The sequence below is a fragment of the Paraburkholderia bonniea genome (assembly GCF_009455625.1).
Lineage (GTDB): Bacteria > Pseudomonadota > Gammaproteobacteria > Burkholderiales > Burkholderiaceae > Paraburkholderia > Paraburkholderia bonniea.
In genome coordinates this window covers 2,226,456-2,243,005 of the sequence record NZ_QPEQ01000001.1, presented here as the reverse complement: position 1 = coordinate 2,243,005, position 16,550 = coordinate 2,226,456, and the positions used below count along the sequence as shown (strand labels likewise).

Below are 16,550 nucleotides of genomic sequence, written 5' to 3'. Positions count from 1 at the left end.
TTCAACGGATTAAGGGTGTTTAAGAGTGTTTAAGGGCGAATCAGGATGACTGTATGGACGCTCTAACTGATGCGGTGCTGCTTGAACCAGCTGCATGAGTGCACCACCCGAGCAAACCACCCGCGGCCCCAACAGACTTTTTGCTCGCCATCCGCAGGCTGTTGCTGCGCGGGTTCGCCCGGCACCGTTACGGGTTATCTACTTCAACTCGTACAGCCCCGTATAGGTAGCCGAATCAATCTGGTTCAGATGAATCATGAAGCGAGCGATGGCATTGGTGGTCTGGGCCTCGAGCGGCAATTGGGCGACTTTCATCGCATGCAGCTGGAAGATGTAGCGATGCGGTTTGTCGCCACGCGGTGGTGCGGCACCGCCAAAGCCCGGCAAGCCGTAATCGTTGCGCAACTGCAATGCTTCTGGCGGCAGTAGCGAGCCATCGGCACTGCCCGCGCCAGTTGGCAGAGCTCGTAGATCAGCCGGCAGATTGACCATCACCCAATGCCAAAAGCCGCTGCCGGTAGGCGCATCCGGGTCGTAGACCGTTAGCGCGAAACTTTGCGTGCCAGGCGGCGGCGCTTCCCATTGCAAATCAGGCGAACAATTGCCGCCATCCACACCGAAAGCCTTGCTATCGAATTCCTGAGCTTTGCTCATGAAGCCGTTCGCGGCGAAAGCGTCAGACCAGAGGCGGAACGCAGTCATGTGGGGTGTCTCCTTGCAGAAATGAGGGGAACGCAGGCCCGGGGTGAAGCTCGATGCGAGACCCAGCGTGAGGTTTAGCGGGGAGGGGGCTGCGTGAGGCGCACGAGTGTATCACCGGCTTTTTCAGCCTTGAGCGGCATTGGGCGGGTGGTGATGGGGGAGGGGCGAGGGTGGGTTACGAAGCCAGATTTTCGTTTTGCTGATTTTGTCGTGGCTTCTTGCTGCCATGGTGGGCTGGATGGATCTCGGAACAGGCCCGGACCCATCATCCTCAGGCCATGGCATCACCCTGTGCAATCAGGTCTTGAGGTATGTCAATTGAGCCACGCCATCTTCATCATTAAATTCGATGCTGAATTGATGGCGGAGTCTATTCACGCATTGCGTAATTATATTTTTCATTTGATCCTTATGCGTCTGGCTGGATTTTTCCGTGCCATACATTATGGAGTAATTTGGAATTGGCGCGCGATTCACGATTTTTATATCTATTCCATCGGCATGTTTTCCGAGCGCGATTGCAATATTTGTTTCGGCAGTGGAGTAATTGTCGAAGCGAACGTCAGCGTAGACATTTTTAGTTAGATCTTTTTTTGCATCGTTTTCATTGTAGCTGATTGCCCCGACAAGATTTAATCTCCATGTTGGGTCGCATATGTCTGAAATATTTTTCGGCAATAATTTTGGATTTATTTTTTTAATTAAAGCTTGAATAAATTCGATGCCTGGCAAGGTATGTTCTTTGGCAAATTTATTGCTGAGAAAAGTATCCATATTTTGAATGGAAAGTTTCAAAAGGGATTTTAATTCATCTTCGCTTGCATCGCTCTCGGGGAGGATGGAAATTAATTCTCCAAGCCTGGTGAGTAGTTTATTAAGATAAAAGGAAGGTTCTTTTCTGGAAAAACCTTCCACAAAACGTTTGAATGTTTCAAGGTGTCGCAGTTGGCCGAAGCGGAGTTTTTGCGAGGCCAGATTAAATAAATCATCCATGTTTTCATGGGAAAACACATCGGGAGGGCTGGGGCGCTTGATTGAAGGAGTTGGCAAATGGCGCAGGCTCTTGATAACACGCGCAGTATGATTGTGTCCCCAATGATCACGGTCATTGAAAACTAGCATCAATTTTGTGCGTAAACGCTGAGCTGCCGGATGATCTCCCGTCTCCGTCAGGCCAGACATGGATTCAATGAAGTTGTCGGTTTTAAATTCCTGCCTCATATTGTATTTGCAAATTTTATCTATCAAATTGCTGCATAGATTCATTATGTCGATCATGGCGGGAGTAGCTTTGGATTTTCTTGAACTGCTAAGAATGCATGATATGCCACGGCTAATAGATGAAGCCTCATTCCGGTTGGTGCATGGTAAGTCGATGGAGGTGAGCAATCTGGCAATGGCGGAACGCAATTGTTCGCTTTCTACCGTGTTGCTGGCATGTCTCAGGCTATCGGCAGCCATGCTGATTCTCTGGAAATTCCAGTCATTGGCATTTTTTAACAGAGGTGCCAGCGTGGAATATAGCTTGCTGGTGTTGCTGGTGATTCCCATTAAACGCACCCCATTTAATATGCGGGCCAGTATAATCGAATCAGAACATTTAATTTTTGCAATAACTGGAATGAGCGCTGAGAGAAAATTCTCGGTTTGGGTTTGGCTAATCATGTTTCTGGTCGAATAGCCCAGAAATGAAAGTTCCGAGCTGTTGAAGTAATCGTCTGAATGTGGGGAAAGTGCCTCGGTCAGTCTGTCAAGCAACAATGCAACCTGATAGTGCTCATGAAGTTGTGGTAATAACTGAGACAGGCGTAGAAAAAAATCAGGAACAAAGGTGTTGCTGTGTTTTTTTAGTAAACCATCTATCTGCTGGAAGGCAGCAGAGAGATTTTTTTCTGGATCGTAAAAACAGGTTAGCCCCGCGACAATTTGCAGAATGGTATGTTCGAGATTTTTAATTTCTAGAAAAGATGAGGCTTTTATTTTGCTACTGATAATGACGCGTTCCAGGGCAAAGCCAAGCTGGTTTGCATCACCTTGCGAAATTTTGATGGTTGGATAAGTTGGGACAGGATTTTTCCTGGAGTATGCAGAGTTGATGGCCGCCGCAATTTGCCCCAGTGTTTCTGCTGTATCAAGACGCTGAAAATTCCATTCAGGTATGGGTTCTTGAGCGTTATTGTCGCTCAGTCTTATATGCTTTGGTCTGGTTGACTGGGCATTGACCGAAGTGGCAAATATTTTTACTGAAACATCCGAATTATTGCGAGTCTGCGTTTCATAACGTGGCCTGTTATTATCCGTGGACACTTGAATCGAGCGAAAACTTGATGATGAATAATTTGTTGATGAATTATTTCTTGAGGAATCTTCAGGGGCTTTTCTTTTATGTTGGTTTACGTTGTACATATAAATTATTTATATTGATTTTACGGTTGAATATCTAATAGCTGAAAAACCGCTGGCGTACCGATGCTCTTTATCGTCATCGAGTCTGTTTAAGTGGCAATAAGCAAAAAATAGTTCCAGAGAACCAGTGGATGCATCTGTGAGTGATGTGATATAGCGATGCGGCGGGGTGCGGGCTCACTACCGGGCAGGCTCTGCCATCAGCGCCAAGCCATGCTTAAGTTTTTCTGGCCACCGGCCATCACCCCGGCCCGCGCTGCTCGAATGCGATCACATCGCTTTCCAGCCAGCTCACCAACTGCTGCAGCACGTCATCGAGATTGCGGTTGGCACCGCGCAACGCGCATTCCCACACCACCGCGACGCGCCAGCCCTGGGCGACGAGCGCGGCCTGAGCTTTCAGGTCGTGGCTGCGGTTCCGGTTGATTTTTTCGCGCCAGAATTCGGGCCGCGTCTGAGGCCATTTGAATAGCGGGCAGCGATGCCCATGCCAGAAGCAGCCATGCACGAACACCACCGCGTGATAGCGCGGCAGCACGATATCGGGCCGTCCGGGCAGCGTGCGCACGTCTAGCCGAAAGCGCAGCCCACGCCGGTGTAACAGGCTGCGGAGCAGGATTTCAGGCCGGGTATCACGGCTGCGGATGCCCGACATCATCCGGCTGCGGGTTGCGCGATCAACGACGTCCGTCATCGTCAGCCAGCGGTGCGGCCCGCCTGGGCGCGCAGCGCCTGCACGTGCGGCAGCATGATGCGAGCCACCTCGCGCATCACCGGCATGACCACGCTATTGCCGAACTGGCGATAGGCCTGGGTATCGCTGACCGGAATCCGGAAAGTATCGGGAAAGCCCATCAACCGGGCACATTCACGCGGTGTCAGGCGGCGCGGCCGCATGGCTTCGCCCTGGTACAGCAAAATTTCTGAGCCATCCTTGTGATAGCGCGCCGAAAGCGTGCGCGTGACGCTCTCGGGATAGGCCATGCCAAAACCAAAACCATTGCCCGCTGCGCGGTGTTTTTGCGCGTATTGCTGCAGGTAGTTCCAGAGTTTTTCGCTGAGCGTATAGCGCGGTTGCACCTGGCGCTGGGCATGGTCGAAAAAGCGCGTGCCGTCCCACGGCAGCACCGGCTCGCTGCCATCGGTGCGATGCAGGATCGTGGCGAGCTTCGGGCCGGTTTCGGGTAGCCGCAGGTCGTCCCACGAGAACGAGGTCTTGCCGCGAAAGCCGACGAGGATGATCCGCTCCCGGTGCTGCGGCGTGAAATGCTGGCCGTCGATCACGCGGTAATGCACTTCGTAGCCCAGTTCGTCGCGCAGGGTTTGCACGATCACGTCGAAGGTGCGGCCCTTGTCGTGCGCCAGCAAGTTCTTCACGTTTTCCAGCAGAAAGGCGGCCGGACGCCGTGCCGCGAGAATGCGCGCGACATCGAAAAACAGCGTGCCCTGAGTCGTGCATTCAAAGCCATGCGGCCGCCCCAGCGCATTTTTCTTGCTGACCCCAGCGATTGAAAACGGCTGGCACGGAAAGCCGCCCAGCAAGACATCGTGCTCTGGCACCTCGGAGGCCGGGAGCGTGACGATATCGCCCGCTAACGGATGCGTGTCGCCGTGATTCTCGCGGTAGGTTTTCTGCGAAAAGGGGTTCCATTCGCTGGTGAAGATGCATTCACCGCCGTGCGCTTCGAAGCCCAGGCGGATGCCGCCAATTCCGGCGAAGAGATCGACGAGGCGAAGTGGCGTGGCGGTGGTGGCCGCAGTAGCCGAAGCCGCGCTCGAAGCTGCGGCAAGCGAAGCGGGTGGGGTGACGCGGGGGCGGGAGGTGGGAGACATAAGAGCCAGTTCGGGGGGAGACATCACTGCGACGGTGACGGTGCTGGGCGTGGCGGATGCAGTGGATTAGCAACACGGCAGCACGGCAGCACGGCAGCACGGCAGCACGGCAGCACGGCAGCACGGCAGCACGGCAGCACGGCAGCACGGCAGCACGGCAACACGGCAGCACGGCAGCACGGCAGCACGGCAACACGGCAACACGGCAACACGGCAACACGGCAACACGGCAACACGGCAACACGGCAAAAACCTAACCGTGCGGATTCTAGAGGCCTATCGCGTAACGTGCGCGTGGACGCCCGAAAAAGTCTTCCAGCCGCAGGGGTGGCGCTTTGTCAGGCGGGCGCGAGCCCCGTCACGGCTGGGCCCTGCGCGAGCGCCGCGCGGCCGCGCGCGACGATTTGTGCCGAGAGCTTTTCCAGCCGGGGCGACTGCACCTTCCACGTGTGCCAGTACAGCTCGACATCAGTCGGCAAGGCCGGGGCGAGATCCTGCAGCAGGCCTTGCGCCAGGTCTGCGCCAAATTCGAGCTCGGGCACCATGCCATACGCCAGGCCGCGCTGGATAGCCAGATAGCGTGGCACCGCGGCGGGCACGTAATGGCTCGGATAAGCCTCTGGTGGCAAGCCCATGTGGGTTTCAAGAAAACGCGCCTGAAGCGCGTCTTTGCGCGACGAGAGCATCACCGGTGCCCGCCGTGCGGCATCACGAGTCAAACCCTCGGGAAACCAGCGGGCGATAAACCCGTTCGATGCCACCAGGCGGTAGCGCATCGCCCCAAGATGCTCAGCGGAACAGCCGCGCAATGGCGTGCTTTCGGTGGTGATGCAGCCGATCGCCAACCCTGACGCCAGCCGTGCGTGCGTGTGATCTTGGTCCTCCACGCTGAGGTCGAGCAGCACGTTCTCCTGTAGCAGCACGTCAGCCAGCGCGGGGAAAAACCAGGTGGAAAGCGTGTCGGCGTTGACCGCCACGGCGATGCTCAGCAGCGCTTCGCTGGCATGGGCGAGGTCGCTGGCGAAGTCGTCTTCGAGCAGCGCCGTGCGCCGTAGATATTGCAGCAGGCGCTGCCCGACTGGCGTCGCGCGACAGGGCCGGGTGCGCACGATGAGCGGATTGCCCAAGCGGATTTCCAGCCCGCGCACGCGCTGCGACACGGCCGAGGCGGTGAGATTGAGCCTTACGGCGGCTTGCTCGAAACTGCCGGTTTCGATCACGGCTCGCACGGCGGCGGTTTGACGGGGGTCGAGTTCCACGGTAGGCCTAGCCTGTTAATCAAGAGTTTTTAGAGCGTGTTAGGCACTTTGGATAATAGGCATGGCATGGACCAAGCATGAGCATGGCGAAGACAACGAAGTGCAGACCTGCGAGGGTTTCGGGGAGGCGCTCGTAGTCGCGGGCCAGTCGTCTGAAGCGGTTGAGCCAGCTCGACCACCCAGCGGCGGGGCAACAGAACAAAACCCTTTTTCGCCTCAGACAGCTTGATGACCTGCAGTTCGATACCTGCACCAAGAGCCGCCTGTGCAGGGGCTTCACCTGTATAACCCTGATCGGCAAACGCCACTTTCACGCTCTGCCCGGTGACATGCTGAACCTGGCTTGCCAGCTCGGCCACCTGTGCACGCTCCTGCTCATTGGCTGGCGTGATGTGCACCGCGAGCAGCAACCCCAGCGTGTCGATAGCCATGTGTACCTTGCTGCCTCGCTTGCGCTTGTAACCGTCGTAACCTGCACGCGGACTGCTTTCACACGTGGGCTGCAATGTGCGTCCATCCAGGATAATCGCACTGGGCTGGCCCTGACGCCGTTGCGCCACGCGCCGCATCGAGCGCAAATCGCTGGCCATCGCCTCGAAGCAACCCGCGTTCAACCAGCGTTGCGTTTGCTGGTAGACCAGTTCCCACGGCGCGAAGTTGGCCGGCAGCATGCGCCACGATGCACCCGCTCGCGCCATCCAGCGCAGCGCATTGAACATTTCGCGCAGTTCATTTCGGCGTTGCGGGAGCGTCTTCGTTCATCAAGCTCAGGTACGGAGCGGCAAAGCTCCATTCCTCATCCGATACATCCGCCGGGTAGGGTTTGCGTGCTGTCATTCCGCCACGTTAACAGGTCTGACCAAAAGTACCTAACACCCTCTAGATCGCCCATCAACCACAGCAGGTGCCGCTGGTTTTCCTTGCGCATCCCGTCGTCGCAGCGGCAGTTATCTGTGAATACGGTGTCGGCGGCTTGATGCAATCGTCTAGGCCGGATGGGGTGTCGTTGCAGTGCAAAGCGCGAGCGCTGCTTGGATGTTATGGCTTGGCGGAACCAGTAGGCGGGAAACGTTACTCAAGGCGGAGTAAAAAAAGTAAAAGCCAGTTAATTTTGATTAAGTGTGAATGTATATATGACTATAAAATATTCAGGCCGAGTCGGAAATTATGTAATTCGAATGCGGGACGAATTAATTTGGGAGGCGAAAACAGTTGGCTGGAACCATAATTTGGTTGGCTTGGGGCGGCGGCAATGCGAGATTGGTGTGTTATTGGAATTTAGGCGTTATTCAAATCAGGGCAGGATGAGTGAAAACGATTTAAAAATTTTTAAATTGCCAAAAATTATAATATGGCTCAGGAGTGAGTTGGCGGACATGCATTTGAGCAACTTTGGCGGGTCCGGGACGCGCTGCTGGATAGGTTGAAAAGGGGCAATGGCATTATTTGTTTGGACGGCCCGGGATTTGATGGTGGTAGATTAAATTCAATTTCCAGCAATTTGCCAGGGGATATTTTGAGTATTTTTGAGTATTTTTGAGAATTATTCAAAAATTTCATCTTGGTCTGCGCATTTATATCCCGGGATAACGCATCTTGATATCATTTTTTCTCAACTTGCTGAATGGCCTGGCGAATGGGGTGAGAGGCTGATTTCTCTTGATTTGAGCGAAAATCCGGGGGCGCAAATTCCATCTGGTCTGACAGTTAATTTTGTAAAACTTAATATGGCTTGTAGTTCTATTGCGAAAGCTCCGGAGAGCTGGTTCAGAAATTTTCAGCAATTAAATTTGTCCCGCAATCAATTGATTGAACTTGATTGTCGGCCGCTTCAGAAATTAACCATGCTGGATCTCAGTGATCATCTGTTGGCTAAAGTGCAAGGGTTTTTGCCGAAAAATCTGGTTGCTCTGAATTTTAATTTGACAGGAGTGAGCGAGCTGGGAGATGGGTGCTTTTCTCATCTCGTGAAGCTGAAAAATCTTGCTAAATTTTTATGGATTTCATTTTTCGGTGAATAATTTTTGCGCTGAAAAAACGTTGTGAAAATTAAAAAATGTGCTTCATTTTTAATAAAACTTAAACGAGGTTAATAAATGCAAGGAAATTTTTCTGTCAAGCATCCCGTTAATTCAGGCGATCGTAGCCTTCTTAATTTGCCTCCCCCAGGAGTGACGCCTCGGGAAGACTCTCTGGGTCGTGTGGCGAGTGTAGTGCCTCCGGCCATAGGAAGGGTCTGTCAGGATGAAATCATGCCCAAGGCTCTTGACATGACAACCCAGATTTCTCCGGCGAAGCCGAAGGTGGTGACGAATACGGACATGAAGCAGACGGAGGGACAAGACCATTCAACAAAAAATACTAGTTGGTTCTCGGTAATGTGGAGAAATAAAACATTGAGGAAGCATATTTTTGATTTCGCTGAGCGGCCAGAGCCCGATAAAAGAATAGAAATTCAGGATGAGTCAAGGAAAGAGATAGAGGAATGTGGAAATAAAGTAGTTGAGATTTTTAGAAAATACGATAAACACCGATGTCTGCCTGATTTCAAGCGGGATAATAACGAATGGCTGTCTTCCGAGAAGAAAAAGGAATTGAAAAGTGAGCTGGAAAATTTTTTACTTGGCGCAGATCAGAAAAATGTACGGAGTCGAATTAGTGTAGGTGGTTTACTGCCATATGACGCTGAGTCGTATCTGCCTGTTTTGATTGATGTTTTATTGAAAATAAAGACTGATCAAATTCACTCAGTTAGATTGCCGCACATGCGCTTTAAATCGGGTGAGATATTGAATCAAATTTTAGCGCCTGATATTGTTAAGGGAATAGTGAAAAGGCTTGGTGTTGATATTGATAGACTTAATAATGGGGGTCTCGATGTAATATCGAAAATGAGTAATTTAAAAAATTTGGATCTGACATTATCCAGTATTTGTGGTAAAATAAGCCCGGCTATTGAGAGTAAGTCGGTAACGTATTTCCTTTATGATGACGGGCGCGATCTAAAATTAGATGGAATAGGAAATTTTCCAGAGTTGCTTGAATTTGACTATTTTGGAACGGGCATCAATTTGACGTATGATTGGGAAGATCGTTTTGTCGATTTTGGTTGGGAATGTAAAAAGAAAATGCCAAAAATACAAAAGCTGAGATTTATGCATGATTATTTATTGCGTGATGTATTTCGTGATGATAATTTTAAAAAATATTTTAAGGAAGAGATGGGGTATGATATTGTGTTTGATTGCTACGTTTGATTATTGCGTTTGCAATATTAATGATATTCTTTTCAATTTATTAAAGCACGATAATGAATATGCTATTTATCCAGGGGGTGCGAGCAGATGATGGCGACGGTAAGGGAGGGCAAGACTATCTGAGCGCAGCATTGCTGTCAGTCATGATTCCCCCGATTAGCCTTATCCGGCGCAGTGGCGTTGCGCTGGATTTGTGAGTCATCCGGATCTGGCTCAGCGATGACTGGAATCCTTGGCGTAACTGAGGTTAAACGGCCACTTTCGTGAAAGCCGAAGGACGGCTCAGGGTCGGCAAGTGACATTCAAACCGGCACTGCAGAGTCATGCGTAAGGAGCGAAGCGGATGTGCGGCAGAGCGCCGATTTCCATGGGCCCGACTCGTGAAAAGTATTTTTCGTAACATCTCGGGCGCTTGCCCGGTGCTCGGAATCCCTATGTGGCTTGACGATAGTCCCTCGGCATTCAGCAATTTATGTCCTGAATGCCGAGAGGCTTTTTGGTTTGTGCTTCATGCAACGCTTATTTCAAGATGCCGTCCCATTGTTTGAAGGGTCGCAGCAATTCCATCAATGCGAGTGGTGTGCCGCAAATTTGTGAGGCGGTTCACTTCCTGAGGGGGGGCAATCTCCGCGCGAGTTCAGCGGGGCGAATGTTTTGCGTCACCATTTCGTTGAGTAACCAAATCTTGGCTGACAGGTTGGCCGGAAGCTTGATGACGGGTTGTCCACGCTTCGGCTTCGATGGCGTGGGCACAACGCGTTTGTCCTCAAAGTAGAATTCCATCGCTGTTTCAAGTGCTTCCTGAGCCATTGCAAGCGCTTCTTCGGTGGTCTCGCCTTGAGTAATAGCTTCAGGAATGTCGGAGAACGTTACAACAAAGCCGCCATCGGCTTCATCAGGGGTAAGGGTGACAGGAAATTTCATAAATACCTCGCTTATTATTTCAGGCCAAGTTGCTTTTTGATGCCCTCAACAGTGCTTTTTTGAGGTCGGTGTTGTGCATCGGTATCGCCCGACGAGTTCAAGCAGCGGCATTGTTCAACTGAAGCAACCGAGGCCGTTCTCCAAGATTGAAATGGCCCGAAGAAATCAGGCAGGTCACATCGGGAACTGAGCGTGGTTTTTTTCCCAGTTGGAACTTAATACTCGGATGGGTTACCAAGCTTCTTTATCTAATAAGATGTTCGTCATGAGTCAATCCACTCCATCAAGCTTAAATAAGTCCGGTTCATTAATAAATTACAACCCGCAAAATACTGCGCAGGTAGAGGTCACGTCCTCCCCCGGTCAGGTACTTGGATTCGTCGAGGTGGTGAATCCCGAAGATTCTCGTGTCACCATTTCGAGTTCTACTGTGTCACCGAAAAAAATAGCCGGTGCAGAATTTTTCAAGCCAAAAGACGCTGAGCATGATAATCATCGCGATGATCCAAAAATTAGTCAGGCTTCCAGCTGGAAAATGATTCAGGGGATTTTCCGTAAAGAAAAATCACGCGAAATTATTAAGAGGGAAATTGAGCTTGTCTTTGAAAAACATCCCCATATTTATGTCAACAAGGAATTTGTTCCTGAATTATTTGTCGATATTTTTATTGAATTGATTGGCGAGTCAGGCCAAGAAAATTCATGTCTGAGGTCAGATAGTCTATTGTCCGGCAAAAAGACCATTTTTATCGATGCGATGACCGCGAATATCGATTTTTGTGAAAAATTATCCCAGGCATCACGAGATGTAATTGATGTCAGAGTAAAAATCAAGCCATCGGAAAATTATTTTTCTGCTAGTCACATTCCATTTGTTGCCGATGAGCTTAGTAATTATCATGTGATTGATCAGAGTGGTAATTTGAGGGAAATTAATCTCAAATTTAATGCTGGTGACACTGAGAAGTTGACTGACTCTATTAAACACTCACCAATGCTTGAAAAGCTCGGTCTTGTTAAGCATCGGCAGGGTGGGCGAGGTCCGGTTAATCTTGGCGAAATAATTAAAAATTTGCCGGAAACTATTGCGGAGATAACTGTTGAGGATAGAAATGTTCCGTCGAGACAGTGTAGTCAGTATGACAATACTGATAGCGTGAGAGATTTAATATCCCGTTTTTCTGGTTTGAAGAGACTTAAAATTAATCTCCCGGCAATATCCGGAGAAGTTTTAAATATGGTTGGAAATTTAAATGAATTACATTCTCTATCTTTTCTCGGAATATTGCGTAAATGTCTGGGGAATTCTACAAGAGAACTTCCTCCAGAGAAGCCGGTAGTTTGTGCTATCGAGAAACTCGAGATTAATTCCACATCGATCCCATATATTGGGGATTTTCTTGAAATGCCTAACCTGAAAGAGATTGAGGTGGCATGGGGAACAATCAATAAAGAACACATTGATTGGTTAAGCAAGTGCCAATTGCTTAAAAAATTGACCTTCATTGATTGTAAAATTTCAAAAGACATTTTCGATCAATTGCGTTCGAATGTCGAGGTTTCTGAATTGTGTGTTCTTAACTCTATCGTGGATTGCTCCGATTTAATTGAGCCTGATTTAAATGCAGAAAAAACGCCTGATGCGTTGACCATTTATCTGGATCCTCTTTCGTCTGAAAATGCATTAAAACTCGACTCCGAGAAGGTGGTCAGTGTGCGCACGGCAACTCGCGATGGTGTTGATCTTAAAATTCTTGTGTACAAGGAAGTAAATAAATTATATACGATGGAAAATCTGGGGAGTATTAATGTTGTTTATCGTTGTGGCGCTTCTCTCGAGAAAATCGATAAAATAAATGCAATTAATGAACGGAGAGCCGAAGAAAAATTGCCACCCGTGATAATTCAGCATTACGACAATAATGAACAGTTAATTGAGTTGCATTAATTTCCTGCTTAAACGGTGCCCGTAGTGACGTCGTGGTTGAGAGCAGCTAACGCAACCTGGGCATGCCGCTACTGGTTCCGTATCTTGGTTGTATGTCCAGAAGAAAAATCAGCAACGAAGTATGGGTGATGCTAGAGCCACTGATCCCAGCGTTTATGCTGTCACCCAAGGGCGGCCGGCGATGCTCGGCCAGTGACCGCGAAGCACTGAACGGCATTTTGTGTATTCTGCAGGCAGGCCTCCCGTGGGAGCACTTGCCTGGTGCTCGGAATCCCTACGTGGCTTGACGATAGTCCCTCGGCATTCAGCAATTTATGTCCTGAATGCCGAGAGGCTTTTTGGTTTGTGCTTCATGCAACGCTTATTTCAAGATGCCGTCCCATTGCTTGAAGGGCCGCAGCAATTCCATCAATGCGAGTGGTGTGCCGCAAATTTGTGAGGCGGTTCACTTCCTGAGGGGGGCAATCTCCGCGCGAGTTCAGCGGGGCGAATGTTTTGCGTCACCATTTCGTTGAGTAACCAAATCTTGGCTGACAGGCTGGCAGGAAGCTTGATGACGTACTGTCCACGCTTCGGCTTCGTGCGGCTGCCACGGCGCTGGGTGGTCGAGCGCAGCTTCGGATGGCTCAACCGCTTCCGCCAACTGACACGCGACTACGAGCGCTTGCCTGAAACCCTGGCCGGCTTGCACTTCGTCGTCTTTGCCATGCTCGTTCATGCTCTGCCCATTATTCAAAGTGCCTGACACGCTCTAGCCGCTGCAAAGTGACGCGGCCGCCTCGCTCGCTATAATCCGCGAGCGCTATCTCTCTCAACGCGGTGGTCGCTAGCCCTTGCTGCCAAGCCCCTGCCGTTAAGCTCTCTTTCCCGCCCCTTATGCCCGACACCACCTCCACGCCTGTCACGCCTGCGCTCGAACTCGATGGTTCGGTCTGGTTCCAGTCCGGCTCGCATACGCTGGGCGGTGCGACGCGCATGGCGTTGCTGGGGGCGATTCACGCGACGGGCTCAATCACCGGTGCGGCAAAAGCGGTTGGCATGAGCTACAAGGGCGCGTGGGATGCCATCGACGCGATGAACAACCTCGCTGGCGAAGCGCTGGTAGTGCGGGCGGCCGGTGGCAAGGGAGGCGGGGGCACGACGCTGACCGCGCGAGCCCAGCGTCTGATCAAGACGTTTGCGCTGATTGAACAGGAGCACCGCAGGTTTCTTGAACGTGCGGGCGCAGCCATTGAAGGCTTCGCGCCTGACTGGGAATTAATCGGGAGGATGGGGATGAAAACAAGTGCGCGTAACCAGTTGTATGGCACGGTCACGGCGATCCGGCGGGGAGCGGTGAACGATGAAGTCACCTTGACGCTGCCTGGCGGGCAAACGTTAGCCGCCGTGCTGACCTGCGACAGCACGGCTGCACTGGGCCTGAGCGAAGGCGTCGCGGCCTTTGCGCTGATCAAGGCATCGTGGGTGATGCTGCTGGTGCAAGAGCCCACTGACACAGGGCTCAAACTATCGGCGCGTAACCAGTTGCACGGCACGATTGCCAGCGTGAAGCACGGCGCGGTGAACGACGACGTGACGCTAACGCTCGATGACAGCACGGTGCTTGCCGCCGTGGTGACGCATCAAAGCGCCGAGGCACTGGGCCTGAAGCCGGGCCAGCGCGCGACGGCGGTATTCAAGGCGTCGAGCGTGATTCTGGGCGTGCATGATTAATCAGCCGAAGGTTTGGCTCTCTGAGCGTTTGAGTGTCTGAGCGCCTGAAAAATTAAACCGGCCGCAGCGTGTGATACAGCCTGGTGCCACGTTTTCAAACCACGCGTAACTGGACCGGTTGCCTTGGACCCGAACCCATTGCCCGGTCGCGTACCTGACCGTTGTCCACCTGCACCACCTGATCGCCGAACAGCGCTAGATCTTCGGCATCGTGGGTAATCAACACCAGCGGAATGTCCAGCCGCGCCTGCAGCTCAGCCAGCTCATGGCGCATGCGCTGACGCAGCGCGCTATCCAGCGCTGAAAACGGCTCGTCGAGCAGCAGCAGGCGAGGTTGCGTGATGAGCGCACGCGCCAGCGCGACACGCTGCTTTTGCCCCCCTGACAACTGCGCCGGACGCAATGCCGCCAGCGCGCGCAATTCCAGCGCATCGAGCCAGTACGCCACTAGCGCCTGGTTGGGCGCATCATCCGGCTCGCCGCGCGCGGCGGGATTGCACCAGCCAGAGCTCAAGCCAAAGGCGATGTTCTGCCGCACATTCAAATGAGGAAACAGCGCGTAATCCTGAAACAGATAGGCCAGCTTGCGTTGCTGTGGTTTCAGATGAATACGTCGTGCGTGGTCAAACCAGGTTTGATGATCGAGCTCGATCACCCCTTCATCGGGCTGCACTAGCCCGGCAATGGCTTGCAGCGTCAGGCTTTTGCCCGCGCCCGATGGCCCGAACAGCACCAGCCGCCGGGCGTGCGCAGTGAACGCCACATCAAGCGTGAACACACGCCCAGCGGTATTGAAGGTTTTGCGGAAGTGAGCGGTGAGTGACATTTCAGCGAGGCATCCCAAGCGCAGATTGCGGCACCAGCCGGCCCGCCAGTAAAAGAATCACCACGCACGTCACCGACGTCACGAGCACGAGAAAGGCCGCGGTCTGGTCATCGCCTGCTTGCACGGCGGCATAGACCGCGACTGACAGCGTTTGGGTCCGTCCCGGCAGATTGCCCGCGATCATCAGCGTTGCGCCGAATTCGCCCAGCGCCCGCGCGAAGGCCAGCAGCCCGCCTGCCAGAATGCCGCGCGCGGCCAGCGGCAGGGTGACGCGAAAAAAGATCGCCGCTTCGCCGAGGCCCAGCGTGCGAGCGGCGCGCTCAAGCTGTGGATCGATGGTTTCGAACGCGGCGCGGGCGGATTTCGTGACTAGCGGAAACGCCACCACGCTGGAGGCGATCACTGCGCCTTGCCATGTAAAGACCAACTGAATCCCCCATTGCTCCAGCCATGTGCCGAGCACGCCGCGCCGCCCTAGCAGCGCCAGCAGGTAATAGCCGAGCACAGTGGGTGGGAGTACCAGCGGCAGGGTCAGCAACGCATCAAACAGATCCCGCGCGCCAGAGCGCCAGCGCGCCAGACCAAACCCGGCCGCGACACCAAACACCAGATTGAGTGCCGTCGCCCAGCCCGCGACCTTGAGAGATAGCAGCAGGGGAACCCAGGCAGATTGCATGACAGAGATATCCAGTAGTGGCGGGGTTAGCGTGTGATGGTGGTGGCAGGGGGGGGAGTGGTGGCAGTGACCGAAGCAGCTGAGTTGGCTGAATTAACCGAATTAACCGAAACAGCAGGCTTGAAGCCGTACTGGCTGAGCAACGCCTGGCCTGCGGGCGAGCGCACGAAGGCGATAAATGCCTGCGCCAGCGCGGGCTGGCGGCTGCCAGCCACTTGTGCCAGCGGATAGGTAATCGGTGTAGGGGTAGCGACCGTTAGCACGACCTTCACCCGTTGCGGCATCAACGCAGCATCGGTGCCGAAGACAAACCCAGCATCTACCTCGCCGCGAGCGACGTAGTCGAGGCTTTGCCGCACATTCGCCGCTAGCACGCCTTTGGCGCTGACTGCGGGCCATACGCCCGCTGCCATAAGTGCCCCCTGGGTGTAGCGGCCAGCTGGTACCGAAGCCGGATCGCCATAGGCCACGCGCTTGATGCTGGGTGCGTTGAGCGCCGCCAGCGAGGCCGGCGCGAAACGGCTATCGCTGGGCACGATCAAAACCAGCGAGTTCGCCGCGAAATCTGCCCGGGTGGCGCTGACGACGACGTTTTCGGCGACGGCCCGATCCATCGCTTTTTGATCCGCTGAAGCGAACACATCGACCGGCGCGCCATGGGCAATTTGCTGCATCAGCACGTCAGAGGCCCCGTAGTTGAGCAGCACCTGCGTGCCGGGATGCTGCTTCTCGAACACCGTGCCGACTGCGTTGAACGCCTGAGTCAGGCTCGCCGCAGCGGAAACCACCAACGTCTGACTGGCGTGCGCTGCATGCGGCGCGAGAAAAACCAGCACGCTGGCACTCAGCCGGACGAAGGGCAGACGCAGCAGGCGGCGGAACAGAGGCATAAGCAGCACGGCGAATCTCCGGGAAAAAGCGTGAGTGCAGCAGACGCAAGCCTGGATGCATGGATTGGGGGCGGCGGTAGGCACCCGGTAGCGCGAAGGCGTCATCGTAATATAGC

At 53.1% G+C, this 16,550-nt stretch carries 15 protein-coding genes and 2 pseudogenes; 7 read left to right on the top strand and 10 right to left on the bottom strand.

Annotated elements, in window-relative coordinates; translation table 11 throughout:
• Positions 1 to 198: 198 nt before the first annotated feature.
• The 4 genes from GH656_RS09740 to dcm all read right to left on the bottom strand — a co-directional run bounded on the left by GH656_RS09740 (position 199) and on the right by dcm (position 4,941).
• Positions 199 to 702: a YbhB/YbcL family Raf kinase inhibitor-like protein gene (locus GH656_RS09740; RefSeq protein ID WP_153075695.1), complete on the bottom strand. Its 504-nt coding sequence runs from the start codon at positions 700 to 702 to the stop codon at positions 199 to 201.
• Between the two features lie 297 nt (positions 703 to 999).
• On the bottom strand, positions 1,000 to 3,108 hold the full coding sequence (locus GH656_RS09735; protein ID WP_153075694.1) for a hypothetical protein: 2,109 nt from the start codon (positions 3,106 to 3,108) through the stop codon (positions 1,000 to 1,002).
• Positions 3,109 to 3,349: 241 nt separating this feature from the next.
• Complete coding sequence (locus tag GH656_RS09730) at positions 3,350 to 3,802, bottom strand: very short patch repair endonuclease (RefSeq protein WP_153075693.1); 453 nt, start codon at positions 3,800 to 3,802, stop codon at positions 3,350 to 3,352.
• Between the two features lie 2 nt (positions 3,803 to 3,804).
• Complete coding sequence (dcm, locus tag GH656_RS09725; protein ID WP_281349647.1) at positions 3,805 to 4,941, bottom strand: DNA (cytosine-5-)-methyltransferase; 1,137 nt, start codon at positions 4,939 to 4,941, stop codon at positions 3,805 to 3,807.
• Between the two features lie 56 nt (positions 4,942 to 4,997).
• Here dcm and GH656_RS09720 point away from each other — a divergent pair, with 56 nt between their 5' ends.
• Positions 4,998 to 5,198, top strand: a complete 201-nt coding sequence (locus GH656_RS09720) for a hypothetical protein (protein WP_153075691.1) — start codon at positions 4,998 to 5,000, stop codon at positions 5,196 to 5,198.
• Positions 5,199 to 5,279: 81 nt separating this feature from the next.
• Here GH656_RS09720 and argP read toward each other — a convergent pair whose 3' ends face one another.
• Together argP and GH656_RS09710 are read right to left on the bottom strand one after the other, a co-directional pair.
• Positions 5,280 to 6,200: an HTH-type transcriptional regulator ArgP gene (argP, locus tag GH656_RS09715; protein ID WP_153075690.1), complete on the bottom strand. Its 921-nt coding sequence runs from the start codon at positions 6,198 to 6,200 to the stop codon at positions 5,280 to 5,282.
• Between the two features lie 19 nt (positions 6,201 to 6,219).
• Positions 6,220 to 7,037 (bottom strand): annotated as a pseudogene (locus GH656_RS09710) (IS5 family transposase).
• A gap of 689 nt (positions 7,038 to 7,726) precedes the next feature.
• Here GH656_RS09710 and GH656_RS09705 point away from each other — a divergent pair.
• Together GH656_RS09705 and GH656_RS09700 are read left to right on the top strand one after the other, a co-directional pair.
• Positions 7,727 to 8,221 carry a hypothetical protein gene (locus GH656_RS09705; protein ID WP_153075689.1) on the top strand — a complete coding sequence of 165 codons (495 nt, stop codon included), beginning with the start codon at positions 7,727 to 7,729 and terminating at the stop codon, positions 8,219 to 8,221.
• A gap of 75 nt (positions 8,222 to 8,296) precedes the next feature.
• Complete coding sequence (locus GH656_RS09700; protein ID WP_153075688.1) at positions 8,297 to 9,457, top strand: hypothetical protein; 1,161 nt, start codon at positions 8,297 to 8,299, stop codon at positions 9,455 to 9,457.
• A gap of 603 nt (positions 9,458 to 10,060) precedes the next feature.
• Here the strand turns inward: GH656_RS09700 and GH656_RS09695 are convergent.
• On the bottom strand, positions 10,061 to 10,381 hold the full coding sequence (locus tag GH656_RS09695; RefSeq protein WP_343039009.1) for a type II toxin-antitoxin system HicB family antitoxin: 321 nt from the start codon (positions 10,379 to 10,381) through the stop codon (positions 10,061 to 10,063).
• A gap of 265 nt (positions 10,382 to 10,646) precedes the next feature.
• Between GH656_RS09695 and GH656_RS09690 the strand changes: the two genes are divergently transcribed.
• The 4 genes and pseudogenes from GH656_RS09690 to GH656_RS09675 all read left to right on the top strand — a co-directional run bounded on the left by GH656_RS09690 (position 10,647) and on the right by GH656_RS09675 (position 14,042).
• The gene (locus tag GH656_RS09690) at positions 10,647 to 12,329 is read left to right on the top strand and encodes a hypothetical protein (protein WP_153075687.1); all 1,683 of its coding nucleotides are present in this window, start codon (positions 10,647 to 10,649) and stop codon (positions 12,327 to 12,329) included.
• Positions 12,330 to 12,391: 62 nt separating this feature from the next.
• A complete protein-coding gene (locus tag GH656_RS18290; protein ID WP_153075686.1) occupies positions 12,392 to 12,616 on the top strand; it encodes a transposase in 225 nt (74 codons plus the stop codon).
• Positions 12,617 to 12,903: 287 nt separating this feature from the next.
• Positions 12,904 to 13,074, top strand: a pseudogene (locus tag GH656_RS09680) (transposase); the annotation flags it as partial.
• 131 nt (positions 13,075 to 13,205) lie between these two features.
• Positions 13,206 to 14,042: a TOBE domain-containing protein gene (locus tag GH656_RS09675; protein WP_153075685.1), complete on the top strand. Its 837-nt coding sequence runs from the start codon at positions 13,206 to 13,208 to the stop codon at positions 14,040 to 14,042.
• A gap of 94 nt (positions 14,043 to 14,136) precedes the next feature.
• Here GH656_RS09675 and GH656_RS09670 read toward each other — a convergent pair whose 3' ends face one another.
• The 3 genes from GH656_RS09670 to modA are packed head-to-tail and all read right to left on the bottom strand — an operon-like array spanning position 14,137 to position 16,434.
• Positions 14,137 to 14,868 carry an ATP-binding cassette domain-containing protein gene (locus tag GH656_RS09670; protein WP_153075684.1) on the bottom strand — a complete coding sequence of 244 codons (732 nt, stop codon included), beginning with the start codon at positions 14,866 to 14,868 and terminating at the stop codon, positions 14,137 to 14,139.
• Between the two features lies 1 nt (position 14,869).
• Complete coding sequence (modB, locus tag GH656_RS09665; RefSeq protein WP_153075683.1) at positions 14,870 to 15,544, bottom strand: molybdate ABC transporter permease subunit; 675 nt, start codon at positions 15,542 to 15,544, stop codon at positions 14,870 to 14,872.
• Between the two features lie 26 nt (positions 15,545 to 15,570).
• Complete coding sequence (modA, locus tag GH656_RS09660) at positions 15,571 to 16,434, bottom strand: molybdate ABC transporter substrate-binding protein (protein WP_153076625.1); 864 nt, start codon at positions 16,432 to 16,434, stop codon at positions 15,571 to 15,573.
• Between the last annotated feature and the right edge of the window lie 116 nt (positions 16,435 to 16,550).

What these genes read in the sequence shown, in the direction of transcription:
- GH656_RS09740 (WP_153075695.1), bottom strand. Translation starts at nt 702, where the DNA reads ATGACTGCGTTCCGCCTCTGGTCTGACGCTTTCGCCGCGAACGGCTTC.
- GH656_RS09735 (WP_153075694.1), bottom strand. Translation starts at nt 3,108, where the DNA reads ATGTACAACGTAAACCAACATAAAAGAAAAGCCCCTGAAGATTCCTCA.
- GH656_RS09730 (WP_153075693.1), bottom strand. Translation starts at nt 3,802, where the DNA reads ATGACGGACGTCGTTGATCGCGCAACCCGCAGCCGGATGATGTCGGGC.
- dcm (WP_281349647.1), bottom strand. Translation starts at nt 4,941, where the DNA reads ATGTCTCCCACCTCCCGCCCCCGCGTCACCCCACCCGCTTCGCTTGCC.
- GH656_RS09720 (WP_153075691.1), top strand. Translation starts at nt 4,998, where the DNA reads ATGCAGTGGATTAGCAACACGGCAGCACGGCAGCACGGCAGCACGGCA.
- GH656_RS09700 (WP_153075688.1), top strand. Translation starts at nt 8,297, where the DNA reads ATGCAAGGAAATTTTTCTGTCAAGCATCCCGTTAATTCAGGCGATCGT.
- GH656_RS09695 (WP_343039009.1), bottom strand. Translation starts at nt 10,381, where the DNA reads ATGAAATTTCCTGTCACCCTTACCCCTGATGAAGCCGATGGCGGCTTT.
- GH656_RS09690 (WP_153075687.1), top strand. Translation starts at nt 10,647, where the DNA reads ATGAGTCAATCCACTCCATCAAGCTTAAATAAGTCCGGTTCATTAATA.
- GH656_RS18290 (WP_153075686.1), top strand. Translation starts at nt 12,392, where the DNA reads ATGCCGCTACTGGTTCCGTATCTTGGTTGTATGTCCAGAAGAAAAATC.
- GH656_RS09675 (WP_153075685.1), top strand. Translation starts at nt 13,206, where the DNA reads ATGCCCGACACCACCTCCACGCCTGTCACGCCTGCGCTCGAACTCGAT.
- GH656_RS09670 (WP_153075684.1), bottom strand. Translation starts at nt 14,868, where the DNA reads ATGTCACTCACCGCTCACTTCCGCAAAACCTTCAATACCGCTGGGCGT.
- modB (WP_153075683.1), bottom strand. Translation starts at nt 15,544, where the DNA reads ATGCAATCTGCCTGGGTTCCCCTGCTGCTATCTCTCAAGGTCGCGGGC.
- modA (WP_153076625.1), bottom strand. Translation starts at nt 16,434, where the DNA reads ATGCCTCTGTTCCGCCGCCTGCTGCGTCTGCCCTTCGTCCGGCTGAGT.